Source organism: Salegentibacter maritimus (assembly GCF_016236975.1).
Classification (GTDB): Bacteria; Bacteroidota; Bacteroidia; order Flavobacteriales; family Flavobacteriaceae; genus Salegentibacter; species Salegentibacter maritimus.
Window position 1 is genome coordinate 253174 of sequence record NZ_JAEHNY010000003.1, and the last position, 19323, is coordinate 272496.

Genomic DNA, 19323 nt, shown 5'->3' on the forward strand with positions numbered 1-19323 from the left:
AATTAAGCTGATTCTGAGATTGTAAATATTATTGTGAGGGTAACACCTATTACCACAAGGTATACCCCAATATCAAAAAATAAAGCTGAGCCTACATTACCAATTACCGGGAAAGGTTCGGGGAACCAAAGCCCTGTCATAAAAGCCTGATCAACAAATATTGGAGACAACCCGCTAAAAAAAGCAAGAGCTAAGCCTACCGGCATCAAAAAACCGGGGTGAAATCTCAATAAGTTTTTAGTATCATCCAGGCCATTGGCGAAAGCGTGCAATACAAATGCAATTGCAGCAATTAAGCCACCCACAAAGCCACCGCCCGGCAAATAGTGCCCGCGCAATAATATAAAAATAGAGAACACCAGCAATACCGGTAAAAGGTAATTAGAAGCTGTTCTTAAAATTAGCGTACTCATCTGTATAAATTTTAGTAAGCCTAAATGGCTTTTAACATTGTCTTTACTGGGACCTATCAGTACTTTTCAACCTTAGTTTCAACAAGCCAAAAACACCTATGGCTGCGATAGCCAATACTGAAATTTCCATAAATGTATCTATGCCCCTAAAGTCTACAAGAATAACATTTACCACGTTCTTTCCATGGGCCATTATATAAGCATTTTTAGCATAAAAATCACCAACCTCACTATTGGTTGGTTCAGCTAAAACCTGAAGTGCCAATAGGCATATTACTGTACCTAAAGCTGCCGACAATACCCCATCCCTAATCCTCATTTTATAGTCTGAAAGAGTCAAATACTTCGGCAATCTATATAGCACCAATACAAATAAAATTACGGTTAACGTATCTATAGAAAACTGCGTCATCGCCAAATCGGGCGCACTGTAAAAAACAAAAATCAAACAAATTGCCAAACCAACAACACCCATAGCCGCCACGGCAGCAAGTCTCGATTTTGTAAAAACCGTATAGAAAACGCCGGCAATTAAAATTAAGGCTACCACCAATTCATAAGCAGTAACCTGAGATAGTTGCGTATGATCTATAACTACTCTAGAACTTCCAAACATAATGTAGCTCACCAAAACAACCAGAAATAGTACTATTGTAGTCACATAATTTCTTAAATAGCCATTTTGGAATACATTAGTCCAGAATGCAGAAAACACATTAAAATAGTGCGTTCCTTTTTCCAGAATACTTTTTGGCGAAATAAACTCTAACTTTCCAATCTTATTTTCAAGTTTTACTGAAGGTTTCACTAGAAAGTAAAGAAGAACACCCACGGCAATAGTAATAGCACTTAATAGCAAGACCGTATTGAAACCATGCCATAACGCGAGGTGATACTCTGAAGCATCAGCTCCTAAAGCTGAAACCACAGGTTTCACTAAAGCCGATTCTATTATCATTGGAAATATCCCAAATATGAGACCTAAAACAGCCAGGATAATTGCCGGCCCCCACATTAAGAAATCGGGGGCTTTTACATTTGTATACTCTTCAGGAAGCTTTCCGGTAAAAGGTTTTATTCCGGCTACAAAACCGGCCCAGAGCAATAATATTTTAGTTAAAACAATAGCTACCACGATAACTACTATAAAAGCTTCAGCGTGCAAACTAGCTTCATAGGTAAGCTCTTTCCCTAAGAATCCAACTGTTGGCGGAATACCCGCACTTGAGATCGCTGCTAAAATACCTGCAATTGCCACAGGCATCATAATTTTTCGAAGTCCTGCCAATTTGGTTACATCCCTGGTACCCGTTTGGTGATCTATTATTCCGGTTACAAGGAATAAAGTAGCTTTATATAAGGCATGAACAATTATAAAAACCGAGGCAGCCAAAAAAGCATCCTTACTTCCTAATCCAATTAAGAATACCAGGATTCCAAGGGCAGAAATAGTAGAATAAGCTAAAACTCCTTTAAGATCGATTCTAAAAAGGGCGTGTACAGCAGAGTAAACCATCGTAACACCACCTACAATTATTAAAGTAGTATTCCAAAATTCCTGATCTCCTAATACCGGCGTAAAACGCATAAGTAGATAAATACCCGCTTTTACCATCGTCGCCGAGTGCAAATAAGTTGAAACGGGAGTAGGCGCCTTCATGGCACCGGGCAGCCAGAAATGAAAAGGAAATTGAGCCGATTTCGTAAATGCAGCAACAAAAATAAAAATCACTGCTAAAATATAGTATTCACTACCGGCAATAGCCTCCTTCATACTCAGCATTTCAGAAATACTATACGTACCACTAATACTGCCTAACAACAAAGCTCCTGCCAACAAAGAAAATCCCCCAAAACCGGTTATCCCCAATGCTGTTAAGGCAGATTTTCGCGAAGCCGGATTGGTATTATTAAAACCAATAAGAAAAAATGAACTTATACTGGTTAACTCCCAAAATACAAACATAGAGATTAGGTTATCAGAAAGTACCAACCCAAGCATGGCCGCCATAAAAAGGCTTAAATATCCGTAAAACCTATCTAAATATTTGTGCCCCCTAAGATATGAGGCGGTATATGCAAACACCAGGAAACCAATCCCGGTAATCATTAAGGAAAAAAGAAGCGAAAGGCCGTCCAGTTTAAAACTGAGATCTACGCCAAATGCCGGAACCCATTGGTAAGTTCTACTAATAATTTCTCCTGAACTAATCTTTGGAATAAAACTGGCAAAATAAGCAAAAAGGCCTGCCGGGATAAGCGCCGAAAGGATGGCCATTTTCCCCCTGAAGAACTTTCCTGTAAATACCAGAAACAACGCGAATAAAAAACCTAAAAGTATTGCTGTTAGCATATATTATCTCTCAAAAAGTCCGTTCCTCGCAAATATAATAGATTTATTGAAGTTTTATTACCAAAACCCCCATAAAGCTGCAGAAAGCACACCGATTTAGCAGCTTCTCATTTTTAATCATTTCCTGAAGCCTGTTTCTTAGCAAATTTCTTAAAATGCTGAAATTAATTTACCAATTATCATTAACAGAATTATTGTTTTTCAATAATTAAATATAAATTTGTTATTGTTAAACAATAATTACCTAAAAATGAAATCTTCAGAATGGCTTAAGAATATTTTCAGCATAGCTTATTATCTTATGATCTTTGGCTGAATAATTTTACTTGGTTTTCTACTTTATGCAGTCTTTATTAATCCATGGGATATACTTAAAATATTGCGAGATGCTGAAGAGTTTAAAATCGAATCAGGAAATGCACTATACACCACTTTAACCTATAAACTATTATCAGGCGGATTTTGGATTTACATCTTCCTATTATTTAAAAACTTGATGAAAAATTTACTTGCCGGCCAATTATTTACGAGATTTCAGATTGCAAGCTTCAGATTAATTGGTCAGTTAATTATATACATTACTATTATTGACGCCCTGGCATATTTTATATTCAGGATTATATTTCAAGGACGTTTAAGGATAAGTGCAGATCTATTTGATTTTTGGTTTGTGATAGGTATAGGCTTATTTTTAATATTCCTTTCGAGTATTTTCAATAATGCTAAAATTTTAAAAGAAGAAAACAAATTAACAGTTTAGTTATGCCAATTATAATAAATCTAGATAAAATCCTGGAAGATCGGGGCGTAAAAAGTAACGAACTGGCTGAAAAAATTGGAATTACCAAAGCAAACCTTTCAATTTTAAAAACAGGAAAGGCCAAAGCCGTTAGATTTTCAACTTTAGAAGCGATTTGCGAGGCTCTTAACTGCCAGCCCGGAGATATTTTGTATTACACCCCAAAAGACTAATTAAAGCTTCCTAAGTTTTTTTCTGTTTTTAATTTTTGTTAAAAGCCTGGAGAAATTAATATTGTCAAAAACTAAACCACTTACGATAAAAACAAGCCCTACGATTGTGGACAAAAGAATAGTCTCTCCCAGCACAAAATAGATAACTATTAAAGATAGAAAAGGCACCAAATAGATAAACTTACTAACCTTTGCGGCATGAGAAGATTTCTTTAAGGCTAAAGACCAAATTACAAAAGTGATTCCCATTTCAAAAAGACCAACATAGGCAGCCGCAGCATAACTTTCTATCGAAAAAGAAGGAAACTCTGAAAATGCAAATAGCGCAATACTAATATATATCATTCCAAATAAAAAGTTAAGGAACAACTTACTGATTTCATCTCTCTCATCTTTTATATTATATATCCAAAACAAAGCCCAGATCACGGCAGAAGCAAGCCCCAACAATGCCCCATAAGGGTTGCTAAAAGAGAAAGATAATAAATTGCCTTGTGTAGAAATTACTGCTACCCCCAAAAAGCTAATAACAATAGCTATAAAATTTTTAACGCTAATCTTTTGACCTAGAATAGGAATAGAAAGTAAGGTAATCATTATTGGCCATGTATAATTTAAAGGCTGCGCTTCCTGTGCAGGCAGTAAAGAGTAAGCTTTAAATAGGACTACATAATATATAAAAGGATTTACCAAACCAAAAACAGCCGATTTCAAATAAGCTATTTTCGGAAAGCGAAAAATCTCTTTTAATTTCTTCTGAAGAATCAGTATAAAAAACAAAGAGATTAAAGAACCTAAAACCGCAAGAAACAGCAATTGTAGATAGTCAAAATACTCTAAAGACAACTTCATGGCCGCCGCTACCGTGCTCCACAACAGTACAGCCAAAACCGCATATAGATAAGCTTTATTTTGCTCCTTAACAGACTTCACAGCATTTACAATTAGTAATTAAACAGGCATAAAAAAAGCCGGACGTTTGTCCGGCTTCTCAAGTATTAAATATTCTAAAATTAATCGGCCAGAATAATAGCTTTATTATCTTTCAATTCTAAAACACCACCTTTTATCGTATAATAAAGAATATTACTACTGCCTTTATCTTTTCTGAAGTCTTCAGAAAGCTCATCGTCCAGCTCCTTGTTAGAGGCAGCAAGTTCTATTTTAACTTCACCTTCAACCAAAGTAGAAACTATAGGCGCGTGATTATTCAGCATTTGAAATTCTCCGGCATGACCGGGAACTTTTACTGCATTAATATCAGCTTTAAAAACTACAGCTTCAGGGGTTACTATTTCTAAGTACATATCTTTTAGTTTACAGCCTACAACTATTACAAGGACATCATATTTTATTTTGTGTTACCTACAATTGCGGCTAAAAATAAATTAGTCTTCTTCAGCCAACATTTTTTCTCCGGCCTCAATGGCTTCTTCTATAGTACCTTTAAGGTTAAAAGCCGATTCCGGAAGGTGATCTAATTCACCATCCATAATCATATTAAATCCTTTAATAGTATCTTTAATATCAACCAAAACTCCCTTTAAACCGGTAAACTGCTCGGCTACGTGGAAAGGCTGAGATAGGAAACGTTGTACACGTCTGGCACGTGATACAGCAAGCTTATCCTCTTCAGAAAGTTCTTCCATACCAAGAATAGCAATAATATCCTGCAATTCTTTATAACGCTGTAAAAGCTCTTTTACTCGTTGTGCACACTTATAATGATCGTCACCTAAAATATCGGCAGTAAGAATTCTTGAAGTAGACTCTAATGGATCTACCGCAGGGTAAATACCTAGCTCGGCAATTTTACGTGAAAGTACCGTAGTTGCATCCAGGTGGGCAAATGTTGTTGCCGGCGCCGGGTCGGTAAGGTCATCGGCAGGTACATAAACCGCCTGTACAGACGTAATAGATCCGTTTTTAGTTGAAGTAATACGCTCTTGCATCGCACCCATCTCTGTTGCCAAAGTTGGCTGATAACCTACCGCAGAAGGCATACGCCCAAGAAGTGCAGACACCTCCGAACCAGCCTGTGTAAAACGGAAAATATTATCTACGAAGAAAAGAACATCTTTCCCCTGGCCATCTCCCGCTCCATCACGGAAAAATTCGGCTATTGTAAGTCCTGATAACGCCACACGAGCACGTGCCCCTGGCGGTTCGTTCATTTGTCCAAAAACGAAAGTTGCTTTAGAATCTAACATTGCAGTTTTATCGACCTTTTTAAGATCCCAACCGCCTTCTTCCATAGATTCAGAAAAAGCGTCACCATATTTTATAATACCAGATTCAAGCATTTCACGAAGAAGGTCATTTCCTTCTCGAGTACGCTCTCCTACCCCGGCAAATACAGAAAGACCACCGTGGCCTTTTGCGATATTATTAATTAATTCCTGAATCAATACAGTTTTACCTACACCGGCACCACCAAAAAGACCAATTTTACCACCTTTTGCATAAGGTTCAATAAGGTCAATTACTTTAATCCCGGTAAATAAAACCTCTGTAGAAACAGATAAGTCCTCAAATTTTGGTGCTTCCCTGTGGATAGGCATTCCATCTTTTCCAGATTTAGGAAGCTCTCCAAGACCGTCAATAGCATCTCCAACAACGTTGAATAAACGACCATATACATCTTTACCAATTGGCATTTGTATAGGTGCTCCTGTAGCAACCACTTCTACACCACGGCTTAAACCATCGGTAGAATCCATAGATACTGTTCTCACAGTTTCTTCTCCAATGTGCGATTGCACTTCTAAAACTAAAATGGAACCATCTTTTCTGGTGATTTCCAAAGAATCATAGATTTTTGGCAATTCAGCATTCTCTGAGTCGAACACAACATCAACTACAGGGCCAATAATTTGGGCAACTTTACCTGTTACTTTAGACATTATTTAATTCTTTAATGTTTTCGTATTTAAAATATCTGAAAACCCCAATATTATAATTCACAATGCGTTAAAAACGCAGAAAGGTATTTTCAGGCTGCAAAGATAGTTTTTTCTAAATAAAATCATACCTCTCTTAAAATAACTTTTTTCAAGCTTAGTAAAGCGAGCAAAATTAAGCCTTAAGCAGCCATTAAAACAAAAATCCCTCCTGAAAATTTCAAAAGGGATTTATATATTCTTACTTAAATCGAATACGCCGTTATTCTACCGTAACCGACTTAGCTAAGTTTCTGGGTTGATCTACATTTTTCCCAAGCATTACCGCAATATGGTAAGACAACAACTGAAGCGGAATGGTTGTAACAAGTGGTGTTAAAGGCTCCAGGGTTTCAGGCACTTCAATTACGTGATCGGCAAGTTCTCTTACTTCGGTATCACCTTCGGTAACAATAGCTATAATTTTACCTTTTCTAGACTTGATTTCCTGTATATTACTCACCACCTTCTCATAATGCCCTTTTTTAGTCGCTATCACTACTACCGGCATTTCTTCATCAATAAGTGCAATAGGACCGTGTTTCATTTCGGCAGCCGGATAGCCTTCAGCATGAATATAGGAAATTTCTTTAAGCTTAAGTGCCCCTTCCAATGCAACCGGAAAGTTATACCCCCTACCCAAGTAAAGGCAGTTTCTGGCATCCTTATAAATATCGGCAATCATCTTTATATGTTCATCACCCTCTAAAGCACTTTCAATTTTAGAAGGAATACGCTCCATTTCCTGCAAATAGGTCATGAACTCTGTATGAGAAATAGTCCCATTTTGTTTGGCAAGTTTTAAAGCCAATAAAGTAAGTACTGTAATTTGAGTAGTAAAAGCTTTTGTTGAAGCCACACCAATTTCGGGCCCGGCATGAGTGTAAGCCCCTGCATGGGTTTCTCTTGAAATAGAAGACCCCACCACATTACAAACCCCAAAAGCAAATGCACCTTTTTCCTTGGCAAGTTTTATAGCCGCCATCGTATCGGCAGTTTCCCCACTTTGGGAAATTGCTATTATGACATCTTTTTCTGAAATAATAGGATTACGATACCTAAATTCTGAAGCATATTCCACTTCTACAGGAATCCTCGCCAGTTCTTCAAAAATATATTCAGCAACTAAACCGGCATGCCAGCTGGTACCACAGGCCACGATAAGAATTCGTTTCGCATTAGCTATACGTTCCAGATTATCGTCTACTCCTGCCATTCTAATTATACCTTCGTCGGGCAACATCCTACCCCGATAAGTATCTTTTATTGCAGTTGGTTGCTCATGAATTTCTTTAAGCATAAAGTGCTCATAACCACCTTTTTCTATCTGCTCTAGATTAAGTTGCAACTCCTGAACATAAGGAACCACTAAAGTATCGTCATGAATCTTTCGTACTTTAACCTCTTTCCCCCTGCGTACCACGGCCATTTCACCATCTTCCAGGTAAATTGCATTATTGGTATACTCAATAAAAGGCGAAGCATCTGAGGCTATAAAAAATTCATCTTCCCCAACTCCAATGGCAAGCGGACTCCCTAAACGAGCCACAACAATTTCATCTGGTTTGGTTTTATTATAAACCGCAATTGCATAAGCACCAATAGTTTGGTTTAATGCAATTTGAACGGCCTTACCAAGCTTAACACCTTCTTTTATAATTACATCTTCAATAAGATTAACCAATACTTCGGTATCGGTATCACTTTTAAAGGTGTACCCCCTGGTTTTCAATTCTTTTTTTAAAGCATCATAATTTTCTATAATGCCATTATGAATAATAACTAAATCTCCCGAATTTGAATAATGCGGATGACTGTTTACATCGCTTGGCTCTCCATGAGTAGCCCAGCGTGTATGGCCTATCGCAACATTTCCGTTGATAGTTATGGTATTTTCAAGTTTTTCTTTTAGAGCCGCAACCTTACCTTGTGTTTTGCAAAGCTTAAGTTCTTCTCCATCATAAAGGGCAATTCCTGCACTATCGTATCCACGATATTCCAGTCTTTGAAGCCCCTTAAGGACAACGGGATAAGCATCCCTGTGCCCAATATATCCTACAATTCCGCACATAATAGTATATTGGTATTAGTTAGTAAATTATTTAATCTCTGTGTAGTATATTCTAAGTTTTAATCGTTTCTCTTCATCGTTTGATAGGTTACCGTGCAAAACAGTGCCCTCGGGGGTTGTAATTACTTCTGATGGTATTGTCTCAATATCATCAAGCCCTCTCACACCTGATTGTAATGGGGTAATAGGACCGTCTCTTCTGTCTAAAAATACATTGTTAATATTATCAACCAACACCAATCCCAACCGAACATTCTCAGCATCATCCTCCAAAATATTGGTTACGTGCTGGGTAAGATTTATTTTATATCCAACAGGCTCATCATTAGAGGCATCTTTCAAAATTTTAGAAAAGGAAGTTAGGGAATTAAGTGGTTGGGCAGAATTAAAATCCTGAACAAAATTACGAGCAAAACTTAAATCTGCCAGCAACCTTCCATTATCAAGGTCATACAAATAAAGCCTATTATACTCATTCATCTCACTAACAAAGCTTTTATCTACGTAAAAATTAAGATTAACCTCGTTAATAAGCCAGTCCTTTTCTTTTAAAGCCTCTATTTGCTCTTCATCCTGAAAAAGCTCTATCACCGCCATACTTCCTTCTCCCCCATTCAGGAAAAGCTTTTCAGCACCTGCTTCCGCATTACTTTCTTCTATAGCCTGCAATATATCTCCCGGATACTCTCCTTTAAAACTATTTACAATAGTACTACCCAAATCAAGTTTATATTGTTTACGACGTCTTATGGTATCTGTACCGCCATCATCATTGGTGGTTTCCACCTCATTGGTATAAAACAGTTCTATTCCGGCACCAGACTCTTTATTAAGGTTAAAAAAGATCATGGTCCCATCTTCTTCTTTTGGCTCAGCTTTAATAAACATTCCGCGCAAGTAATTCTTAAAATTATTATTATTACTAAGTACGCCAGAACCTTCTTTTTCTATAATTTTTTCCTGAAAATACGCAGTCGGAAGTTTAATTCTTAACGCCGGACCGGAAACAATGGTATCTTGCTCACCCTGGTCATTTTCTTCATAGGAAACAATAGCCTGATTAGAAGGCAGAAAATTATCATTTTCGTAAATCACCTCCCCGGTAAGGTTTTGTTCAAATAAATCTTGCTCATCTGAGTAATAACGTTGACTATCCTGAAAATCGGCATCTGGATCTAAATCTCTCAAATAATAATTAGATTCCTGAATAGAAATTCTAATTGGAGTGTTGCCATACACAGAGTCTAAAGCATAAGTTATATTCCCATCTTCATCTGAATCAGCTTCAGTACTAAAATAAGGAATTGTTAAAACCACACTATCAAGCTCTGGTTCTGTACCAAAAGTAGGGTTTTGTGTAGGTAGTGAAATTTGAGTAAGAATACTTGCTGTGGTTTGCCCGTAAATAGGATGATTATAAACCCCCAATAAATGGTTTCCAAGCTTATTTGTTTGTACTGAATTGATTTTTTTACTGTAGGCAGTAACTTCAACCTCCTCTAGCTCAAGATCACTGGTATTTTCAATAATCTCACCTCCAACAGTACTATACTCATCATCACAGGCCACAAAAGCAAAAACAACAACAAGTAAAGTTGCTGTTTTATACATCATTCTCATTAAATTCATTCGATAAAAATTTCTATTCAGATAAAACTTCGTTAGTATAAAAATCCTGATAAGCCTGGCTAAATTCTTCCCTATTTTTATAAGGAAGCAATGGCTTATTAATTCTGGTTAAATATGTAGCAAGTTCTTCAGGGATATTATCACCGGCTGTAATTACCGCATCTGAATGATCTGCTGCCAGCTTCATTAAATTAACAAAGTTTGGGGTTTTTAAATGTTTTATATCTTCTTTCTCCATTCCGTCATACAAGACTTTCTCCTGCATCTCTTCATCTAACGTTCCTTCGAAGTCTTGATTGTATACAGAAGTAACTATTTTTGCACCATTAAACAAAGGCTCATTCCCATAATAACATCTTAGATACAACGGAAGCAAGGATGCCAGCCAACCATGTACATGAATAATATCGGGCGACCAATTTAATTTTTTCACGGTTTCTATTACTCCTTTAGCAAAAAAGATGGCACGCTCGTCATTATCTTCAAATAAGTTACCATCCTCATCAGTGAGAGTAGCTTTTCTTTTAAAGTAATCTTCATTATCTATAAAGTAAACCTGCATTCTTTCCTTAGGAATAGATGCCACTTTAATAATTAATGGCATATCTAGATCATTAATCACCAAATTCATCCCAGAAAGCCTTATCACTTCGTGAAGTTGGTGGCGGCGTTCATTGATATTACCAAACCGGGGCATAAAAATTCTTATTTGCCCTCCAATATTATTTACCATTTTTGCGGCTTCAAAAGACGTGGATGATATTTCGGTTTCGGGCAGGTAAGGAATAACTTCAGATGATACGTATAATATCCTCTTATCTTTCATAAATAGATGGCTTTAATTGCGATTGCGAACAAAAAACACGCAAAATTACAAAAATTTATGCAGATTGCTAGTAATATATTAAGTTTGCACGCTGTTAATTTTATAATAAAATGCAGGTTTTCAAAGAAAAAACCCTTCTAAAAGCGGCGGTTAAGGCCGCAAAATCCAATGCAAAAATCATTGGTTTAGTCCCCACCATGGGGGCATTACACCAGGGACATTTATCCCTGGTAAAACAAGCATTACAGGAATGTGATCAGGTGATTATCAGCATCTTTGTAAACCCAACCCAATTTGACAACCCTGCCGATCTTGAGAAATATCCGCGTACTTTAGAGGAAGATATAAGGCTTTTAAAACAAGCCGATCCTGAGCTTTGGATTTTCACTCCCACAGCTAAAGAATTATATGGCGAAAATATAAGTGCCGAGCAGTTTAATTTTGATGGATTAGAGCAAGTAATGGAGGGAAAACACCGAAACGGACATTTTGACGGGGTTGGAACCATCGTAAAAAGACTCTTCGAAGTAATTACACCACACAAGGCTTTTTTTGGTGAAAAAGATTTTCAGCAATTACAAATTGTAAGAAAATTAATTGATAAAACCGGGCTTCCTGTAGAAATAGTAGGCTGCCCTATTTTAAGGGAAGAAAATGGATTAGCAAGAAGTTCCCGAAATGAGAGGTTGAATACTTTTGAGCGTGAGGAAGCCTCTTTTATTTACAAAACCCTGCTTAAAGTTAACGAACTATTTGGCACAAAAAGTGCAGAATATATTCAAAACTGGGTAGAGGGGCAATTTAAAAATCATCAGGTTTTAAAACTAGAATATTTTGAGATTGCCAATACCCAAACATTAGAAAAAATTAACCGAAAAAGAAAAGGCAATACCTACCGTGCTTTTATCGCGGCCTATGTTGGAGAAGTTAGGCTTATAGACAATATTGCCCTAAATAACGAAGAATAAACTATGCAAGTTCACGTAGTAAAATCTAAAATACACAGAGTAAAAGTTACAGGTGCCGATCTTAATTACATAGGCAGTATTACTATAGATGAAGATCTTATGGAAGCTGCCAATATAATTGAAGGGGAAAAAGTCCAAATTGTAAACAACAACAATGGAGAACGCTTGGAAACATATGTAATACCGGGTCCAAGAAATTCTGGCGAAATTACCTTAAATGGTGCCGCGGCCAGGAAAGTTGCCAAGGGCGATATTTTAATATTAATCGCTTATGCTATTATGGATTTTGAAGAAGCAAAATCATTTAAACCTTCACTTGTATTCCCTAATGAAGAAAACAATCTTTTGAGCTAATTCATTTGAATAAGAACCTGGTTAAAATACTTAAAATTATACTCCCACTTTTACTGGGAGTTTTTTTAGTTTGGTATTCCCTAAATACCGCCACACCAGAAGAAAGGGAAGAATTATGGCAAAATATTTTAAATGCCAATCCCTGGTTTTTACTACTATCTATGGTTCTTGGCGGACTCTCCCACCTTTCGCGTGCGTACCGCTGGAAGTTTATGCTAGAACCTATGGGCTACAAACCCAGGCTCCTCAATAGCTTTATGGCCGTAATGGCCGGGTACCTGGCAAATTTCGGAATTCCAAGATCGGGGGAAGTTTTGCGCGCAGCGAGTCTCTCCTCTTATGAAAAGATCCCTTTTGAAAAAGCATTCGGGACCATTATTTCTGAAAGAATTGCCGATGTTGTTATTATGCTGTCTATTACGGCATTCACATTATTACTTCAAACCGAATATTTACTCACTTACTTTAGCAATAATAATATTAACCCCTTAACCAGTTTCGGTTTACTTATAGCTCTTTTATTACTCGGTATTATTGTACTTCAGTTTATAAAAAGATCACAACTCTCATTTTTAGTTCGCATAAAAAAAATGGCACGCGGACTTTTAGAAGGGATGCGAAGTATTTTTAAAATGGAACAAAAATGGGCATTTATCTTCCATACCCTGTTTATATGGATTATGTACATTCTAATGTTCTATGTAATTATTTTTGCCGTTCCCGGAATGGAAAAAGTTAGTTTCTCTGTAGTTATGGCTACTTTTGTTGTGGGTTCTTTTGCAGTTTCGGCTACCAATGGCGGAATTGGCGTTTACCCGGTGGCCATTGGGGCTATCTTAGTTGTTTTTGGCATTTCTAAACAAACCGGCGAAGCCTTTGGATGGATTACCTGGAGCACACAAACCCTTTTGGTACTTATCCTGGGCGGACTTTCCTTCATTTTCCTCCCAATTTTCAACCGTCGGAAATAAATTATATCTTGTGTTGGTTAAACAAAACCCAACACCTATGATTAAAAAATTACTAATTTTTGTGCTGCTGGTAGCACCGCTACTAAGTTCAGCACAAACACTTTATGAAACTATTTCTTCCCAAAAACTTGGGGAAACAAGGGAAATTAAAATTCAATTACCAAGAAATTACGAAGAAAACACCGAAAAAACCTACCCGGTAATCCTGGTATTAGATGGCGACTATCTATTTGAACCCATGGCCGGCAATGTAGATTATTATTCCTATTGGGAAGATGCCCCCGAAATGATTGTAGTTGGCGTCAACCAAAGTAAATCGCGTATGGACGATGCTTATTATGAAGATCACAATTTTCTTCCGGCAAATAAAGGCGCAGCCTTTTTTGAATTCCTGGGAATGGAACTTTTGCAGCATATAGATAATAAATATAGGACTGCCAATTTTAGAGTAATTGCGGGCCACGATTATACGGCAAATTTCATTAATTATTACCTGTTGAAATCCAATCCTATTTTTCATGGCTATATTAATTTAAGCCCGGACCTGGCACCCCAAATGGTAGATCGTATCAGCAATGCCTTAAGGAAATCTGAAACCAAAAAATGGCTTTATTTGGCTACCGGAACTGATGATATCCCACAGCTAAAAAATGGGATCGAAGCCCTTAACGAACAACTAACAGCTTTGGAAAACGATTTGGTGACCTATGAGTTTGATAATTTTGAAAATGCTACCCACTATTCTTTGGTAGGAAAAGCAATCCCTGCCGCCCTCGAGAGCATTTTTAATGTTTACAGATCTATAAGTAAGAAAGATTACAATGAGCTTTTGCTACAAACTTCGGTTTCTTCAGTAGAGTTTTTAACTGATAAATATGAAAGCATAAACGAGCTTTTCGGTATTGAGAAAAAAATACGCTTAGAAGATTTTATGGCCATTCATAATGCGATTGAAAAAACGAAAAGATGGGAAGATTACAAAGGTTTAAGTGACCTGGCTTATGACAACTATCCCGGCACTATGCTTGGCACCTACTTTGAAGCACGCTACGAAGAAGAAACCGGCAATCCTAGAAAAGCAATGCGAACCTACCAAAATGCATACGGACAAGAAAAAATAGCATTTTTAAACACCGATTTTATGCTGGCAAAAGCCGATGCAATTAAAAAAGATTTCGGTTATTAGCAGCAAAATTTAAAGCTAAATGGCCAAGGTTAAATCAACGTTCTATTGTCAAAATTGTGGAAGTCAATATGCGAAATGGCAGGGCAAATGCAGTTCGTGTGGCGAGTGGAATACCATTGCTGAAGAAATTGTAGAAAAACCAGATAAAAAAGACTGGAAAACCGCTACCCATAACCAGGCAAAACGAACTTCCAAACCTTTAAAAATAGCTGAAATTGAAAACAGCCCCCAAAACCGATGGAATACCGGCAACACCGAACTGGACCGGGTTTTAGGCGGCGGACTTGTACCTGGATCGCTCACCCTACTGGGCGGTGAACCGGGCATAGGAAAAAGCACATTGCTTCTTCAAATTTCACTTCAATTAAACTACAAGGTATTATACGTTTCAGGAGAAGAAAGTCAGCAACAAATAAAAATGCGGGCAGAACGTATTAATCCTGTCGCTGCCAATTGCTATATTCTTACCGAAACCAAAACCCAAAATATCTTTCGGCAAATTGAAAGCATTGAGCCCGAAGTGATTATTATAGATTCTATTCAAACCCTGCACAGCGATTATATTGAAAGTGCCCCGGGAAGCATCTCCCAAATTAGGGAATGCACAGCAGAGCTTATAAAATTTGCAAAAGAAACCAACACCCCGGTTATTCTAATAGGTCATATCACAAAAGAAGGCAGTATTGCAGGCCCAAAAGTACTGGAGCATATGGTAGATACCGTTTTGCAGTTTGAAGGCGATAGAAACCACGTATATCGAATTTTACGGGCTCATAAAAACCGATTTGGCTCTACCCACGAACTGGGTATTTACGAAATGCAGGGAAGCGGTTTACGAGAAGTAAGCAACCCTTCTGAAATCCTTATTTCCAGGAACGATGAAGATCTCAGCGGCACAGCCATTTCGGCCACTTTAGAAGGAATGCGCCCTCTTATGATAGAAATTCAGGCGCTGGTAAGTACAGCTGTGTATGGAACACCACAACGGTCGGCTACAGGTTACAATGTAAAACGACTAAACATGCTATTGGCTGTTCTAGAAAAACGAGCTGGTTTTAGGCTGGGCGCCAAAGATGTTTTTTTAAATATTACAGGTGGAATTAGTGTAGATGATCCTGCAATAGACCTGGCCGTAATTGCTGCTATTTTATCTTCAAATGAAGATATCTCTATTCCAAAAGATATTTGTTTTGCTGCTGAAGTTGGCCTTGCCGGAGAAATTAGACCGGTTACCCGTGTAGAGCAACGTATTATAGAAGCCGAAAAACTCGGCTTTGCTTCAATCCTGGTTTCCAAACAAAGCAAGGTCCCAAAAAGCAATTTCAACATCAATGTGATAAAAGTTGCTAAAATTGAAGATGTTGTAAGTCATTTGTTTGGGTAACCCAGAGATTGGGGAATAAAAAAACAGCATCTTAATCTGGCACAATTACTGCTTTAATTTGCACGGAAACGCAAGATTATGAAGCAGATAAAATTTTTAAGCCTATCCTTAATTTTAATAATTTCCGGATGTTCGCAAATTAATAAAGCATCTGATTTTATAACTAATCCTACCGCAAAAGAGCAGTATAAACGCGATTTGAATATTTCAGATGAACTATTTCAAATTTGGGAAAATTCGGCTGAAACGGTATTTCAGGATAGTGTAGGCATAAATCTGCCTTATGCCGAAACCGGTAAATTCTTTCCTAAAGGTTTTTCAGTGTATTCTTATGAAATCAAGCTTCAACCCGGAGAGGTTTTAAATGTTGAAGCGAAAACCGATTCTACCGGGCAAGTTGTTTTTATAGAGTTATTTGAAAAGATAGGCGATTCAACAAACGTATTTGAAAAGATCAAAACTTCAGGTTTCCGGAAGAAAAGATTAAATTTTGAAGCCCATAAAAAAGCTACCTATAAATTAGTTATTCAACCCGAAATTGAAGCCCACACCCCTTTCACTTTTAAAATAGAGAAACAACCGGCTTATCTTTTTCCGGTTAGTTCCGGCTCAAATAGAAATGTACAAAGTTACTGGGGCGATAATCGCGATGGAGGTGCCAGGCGCCACGAGGGCATAGATATTTTTGCTAAAAGAGGAACCCCAGTAGTTGCTGCTACAGATGGCAGCCTTAGCTTTACCGGCGAAAAGGGACTTGGCGGCAAGCAGGTTTGGCTACGGGACCCAAAACGCAAGCAATCGCTTTATTATGCGCATTTAGATAGTATTGCCAATATCTCGGGGAATGTAAAAAGAGGAGATACCTTGGGCTTTGTGGGCAACACAGGTAATGCCAGGGCCACACCCCCACATCTTCATTTTGGAATTTATAAAAGCTATCGTGGCGCCATAAACCCCTTACATTTTGTATATCAAACCAACGTTCTGGAAAACGAACCTAAGAAATTAGACAGCACTCCACATCAATTGCTAGTAAAAACCAACAAAGCCAATCTTAGAAATAAGCCGACAACTTCAGGCTCAAAAATTTTAAGCACCTCCAAAGCTAGAGATACCCTGCAATTTTTGGGAAAAACTAATGAATGGTACCATATAAGGACCTCAGCAAACCAAGCTTCCTTTATACACCAAAGTTTGGTAGCACCAATAGCTCCTTAAACCCTGGAGGGCAAATAATTATTAAGGTGCAGGATTTGGATAGGTTTCGTGAACTTTATTAATCTCGCCTAAAACTTCCTCCGAAAGTTCAACCTCTATACTTCCAATATTTTCAGTCAACTGTTTTAAAGAAGTGGCACCAATAATATTACTGGTTATAAAAGGTCGCGTATTTACAAATGCCAAAGACATTTGAGCGAAATTCAGGTTATGCTTTTTAGCAATTTCGCTATAAGCTCTGGTAGCCTTTACTGCCTGCTCATTAGAATATCGTTTATACTGCGAAAATAAGCCCAGTCTTGAATTGGGTTCTACGCCATCTAAATGCTTTCCGGTTAAAGTTCCCATTCCCAATGGAGAGTAGGGAAATAAGCCTATATTTTCACGATGAAGCACTTCTGTAAGTCCAATTTCATCTTTTCTATTTAGCAAATTATACGGATTTTGTACGGTAATCATCTTGGGAAGATTATGTTTTCTACTTTCCTCCAAAAAACGCATTACTCCGTATGGAGTTTCATTAGACAAGCCTACCTGCCTAATTTTCCCCTCTTTTACAAAGCCGTTTAAAGTTTCCAGGACTTCCTGAAAATTTTCTTCCCAGGCTTCATTTTGATCGTGCTCATAGCCTAATTTTCCAAAGAAATTAGTGTTTCGCTCCGGCCAGTGCAGTTGATAAAGGTCTATATAATCTGTTTGAAGTCGTTTTAAACTCTTGTGCAAGGCATCGGTAATTGCTTCTTTAGAAAAACCCAGGTTTTCCCTTATATGTTCCATAGCATTTCCCGGCCCAACAACTTTTGAAGCCAGCACTACCTCTTCCCTTCTACCCGATTTTTTAAACCAGGAACCAATAATTTCTTCTGTACTACCCTGGGTTTCGGCTTTTCCGGGAATAGAATACATTTCTGCTGTATCCAGGAAATTCACCCCTTTATCTAGCGCTAAATCTATTTGTTCGTGGCCTTCGGCTTCAGTATTTTGCCCGCCCCAGGTCATAGTACCCAGGCATATTTTACTAACTTCTATATCGGTATTGGGTAGCTTGGTATATTTCATTGGTTTTCTTCGGAAATGATTATTTATTCGTTCAGCAATTTAGTTACCTCATCTAACTTTGGTGTTAAAATTACCTCAATTCTTCTGTTTTTCGCTTTCCCTTCAGCGGTTTCATTAGTGGCAATTGGCGCATACTCCCCACGGCCGGCTGCGGTTAAATTCTGCGGATCTATATTGTTATTTTCCTTTAAAATTTGCACAATAGAAGTTGCTCTTTTAGTTGAAAGGTCCCAATTATCCTTAAGTGTACCGCTTCCCCTGTAAGGCACATTATCGGTATGGCCCTCAATTAAAACCGCGATATCCGGGTTTCCTGCCAATACTTTCCCTAATTGATTTACCGCCTGTCTACCTTCAGCATTTACGGCCCAGCTTCCCGAGCTAAACAACAACTTATTTTCCATAGAAACATAAACTTTTCCGTCGCGCTGTTCTACGGTTAAACCTTTCCCTTCAAAATTGGTAAGTGCCTTGGAAATAGCATCTTTTAGCGCATTCATTTTGGCATCCTTGGCCGCAATTAAGCTTTCCAGTTCATCTACCCTTCTAGAGCGGGCATCTAAATCTCGTTGCAATTTATCTAATCTGGCTTGCTCTGCTACCAACGCCTGTTCTTTCTCCTCTAATTCGGCTAAAAGTTCTCGATTTTGACGGGAATTTTCTGCAATAGCTGCAGAACTGTTTTCTTCCAGCGCATCGTAAGAATCCTTTAGGGCAGCATAATTTTTTCTGGCACTTTCCAACTCATCTTTTAACCGGTCTCTTTCTGCAGTAGCTTCAGCATAATCTTCTTTTAAGGCTGAATATTCTTCATCTAAATCTCTATATTTTTCGAGTTCAGCCTGTGTATTTCTATTTTCCCTTTTTAAATCGGCATGCCTGCTTTCAAGTTCCTGGTATTTTTTTGAAGAAACGCAGGAAGTAAACATAAAAATCCCTGAAATTGCTAAAGCCACTACTTTTTTCATCACTATAAATTA

18 protein-coding genes are annotated in these 19323 nt (G+C 37.8%); 8 read left to right on the forward strand and 10 right to left on the reverse strand.

All coding sequences use genetic code 11. The features are described from left to right. Nucleotides 1–2 precede the first annotated feature (2 nt). Complete coding sequence (locus tag I6U50_RS04805; RefSeq protein ID WP_193711454.1) at nucleotides 3–413, reverse strand: Na+/H+ antiporter subunit B; 411 nt, start codon at nucleotides 411–413, stop codon at nucleotides 3–5. A gap of 43 nt (nucleotides 414–456) precedes the next feature. Beyond that, entirely contained in the window at nucleotides 457–2766 is a 2310-nt protein-coding gene (locus I6U50_RS04810; protein ID WP_198638035.1) for a putative monovalent cation/H+ antiporter subunit A, read from the reverse strand. A gap of 379 nt (nucleotides 2767–3145) precedes the next feature. On the opposite strand from I6U50_RS04810, the gene I6U50_RS04815 reads away from it, so the two are divergent. Next, nucleotides 3146–3526 carry a DUF2975 domain-containing protein gene (locus I6U50_RS04815; protein ID WP_198638036.1) on the forward strand — a complete coding sequence of 127 codons (381 nt, stop codon included), beginning with the start codon at nucleotides 3146–3148 and terminating at the stop codon, nucleotides 3524–3526. A gap of 2 nt (nucleotides 3527–3528) precedes the next feature. Continuing rightward, nucleotides 3529–3738, forward strand: coding sequence for a helix-turn-helix domain-containing protein (locus I6U50_RS04820; RefSeq protein ID WP_198638037.1), 210 nt, complete (start codon nucleotides 3529–3531; stop codon nucleotides 3736–3738). On the opposite strand, the gene I6U50_RS16070 is transcribed toward I6U50_RS04820, so the two are convergent. The 6 genes from I6U50_RS16070 to I6U50_RS04850 form a co-directional block, all read right to left on the reverse strand. After that, nucleotides 3739–4671, reverse strand: coding sequence for a DMT family transporter (locus I6U50_RS16070; protein ID WP_198638038.1), 933 nt, complete (start codon nucleotides 4669–4671; stop codon nucleotides 3739–3741). It lies immediately after the preceding gene. An 80-nt stretch (nucleotides 4672–4751) separates the two neighbouring features. Beyond that, nucleotides 4752–5045 carry a hypothetical protein gene (locus tag I6U50_RS04830; RefSeq protein ID WP_198638039.1) on the reverse strand — a complete coding sequence of 98 codons (294 nt, stop codon included), beginning with the start codon at nucleotides 5043–5045 and terminating at the stop codon, nucleotides 4752–4754. An 81-nt stretch (nucleotides 5046–5126) separates the two neighbouring features. After that, a complete protein-coding gene (gene atpD, locus I6U50_RS04835; RefSeq protein WP_193711459.1) occupies nucleotides 5127–6641 on the reverse strand; it encodes a F0F1 ATP synthase subunit beta in 1515 nt (504 codons plus the stop codon). 259 nt (nucleotides 6642–6900) lie between these two features. Next, a complete protein-coding gene (gene glmS, locus I6U50_RS04840) occupies nucleotides 6901–8748 on the reverse strand; it encodes a glutamine--fructose-6-phosphate transaminase (isomerizing) (RefSeq protein ID WP_198638040.1) in 1848 nt (615 codons plus the stop codon). A gap of 27 nt (nucleotides 8749–8775) precedes the next feature. Continuing rightward, nucleotides 8776–10377: a DUF4270 domain-containing protein gene (locus I6U50_RS04845; RefSeq protein WP_198638041.1), complete on the reverse strand. Its 1602-nt coding sequence runs from the start codon at nucleotides 10375–10377 to the stop codon at nucleotides 8776–8778. A gap of 13 nt (nucleotides 10378–10390) precedes the next feature. Then, entirely contained in the window at nucleotides 10391–11203 is an 813-nt protein-coding gene (locus tag I6U50_RS04850) for a glycogen/starch synthase (protein ID WP_193711462.1), read from the reverse strand. 110 nt (nucleotides 11204–11313) lie between these two features. Between I6U50_RS04850 and panC the strand changes: the two genes are divergently transcribed. From panC to I6U50_RS04880, 6 genes are all read left to right on the forward strand, one after another. After that, the gene (gene panC, locus I6U50_RS04855; protein WP_198628655.1) at nucleotides 11314–12171 is read left to right on the forward strand and encodes a pantoate--beta-alanine ligase; all 858 of its coding nucleotides are present in this window, start codon (nucleotides 11314–11316) and stop codon (nucleotides 12169–12171) included. A gap of 3 nt (nucleotides 12172–12174) precedes the next feature. Continuing rightward, entirely contained in the window at nucleotides 12175–12525 is a 351-nt protein-coding gene (gene panD, locus I6U50_RS04860; RefSeq protein ID WP_193711464.1) for an aspartate 1-decarboxylase, read from the forward strand. 5 nt (nucleotides 12526–12530) lie between these two features. After that, a complete protein-coding gene (locus tag I6U50_RS04865; protein ID WP_198628656.1) occupies nucleotides 12531–13496 on the forward strand; it encodes a lysylphosphatidylglycerol synthase transmembrane domain-containing protein in 966 nt (321 codons plus the stop codon). A gap of 37 nt (nucleotides 13497–13533) precedes the next feature. Next, nucleotides 13534–14682, forward strand: coding sequence for an alpha/beta hydrolase (locus tag I6U50_RS04870; RefSeq protein WP_198638042.1), 1149 nt, complete (start codon nucleotides 13534–13536; stop codon nucleotides 14680–14682). Between the two features lie 19 nt (nucleotides 14683–14701). Continuing rightward, nucleotides 14702–16066 carry a DNA repair protein RadA gene (gene radA / locus I6U50_RS04875; RefSeq protein ID WP_193711467.1) on the forward strand — a complete coding sequence of 455 codons (1365 nt, stop codon included), beginning with the start codon at nucleotides 14702–14704 and terminating at the stop codon, nucleotides 16064–16066. 78 nt (nucleotides 16067–16144) lie between these two features. Continuing rightward, nucleotides 16145–17284, forward strand: a complete 1140-nt coding sequence (locus I6U50_RS04880; RefSeq protein WP_198638043.1) for a M23 family metallopeptidase — start codon at nucleotides 16145–16147, stop codon at nucleotides 17282–17284. A gap of 21 nt (nucleotides 17285–17305) precedes the next feature. Here I6U50_RS04880 and I6U50_RS04885 read toward each other — a convergent pair whose 3' ends face one another. Further along, on the reverse strand, nucleotides 17306–18343 hold the full coding sequence (locus tag I6U50_RS04885) for an NADP(H)-dependent aldo-keto reductase (protein WP_198638044.1): 1038 nt from the start codon (nucleotides 18341–18343) through the stop codon (nucleotides 17306–17308). Nucleotides 18344–18366: 23 nt separating this feature from the next. After that, complete coding sequence (locus I6U50_RS04890) at nucleotides 18367–19311, reverse strand: OmpA/MotB family protein (protein WP_198638045.1); 945 nt, start codon at nucleotides 19309–19311, stop codon at nucleotides 18367–18369. Nucleotides 19312–19323: the final 12 nt, after the last annotated feature.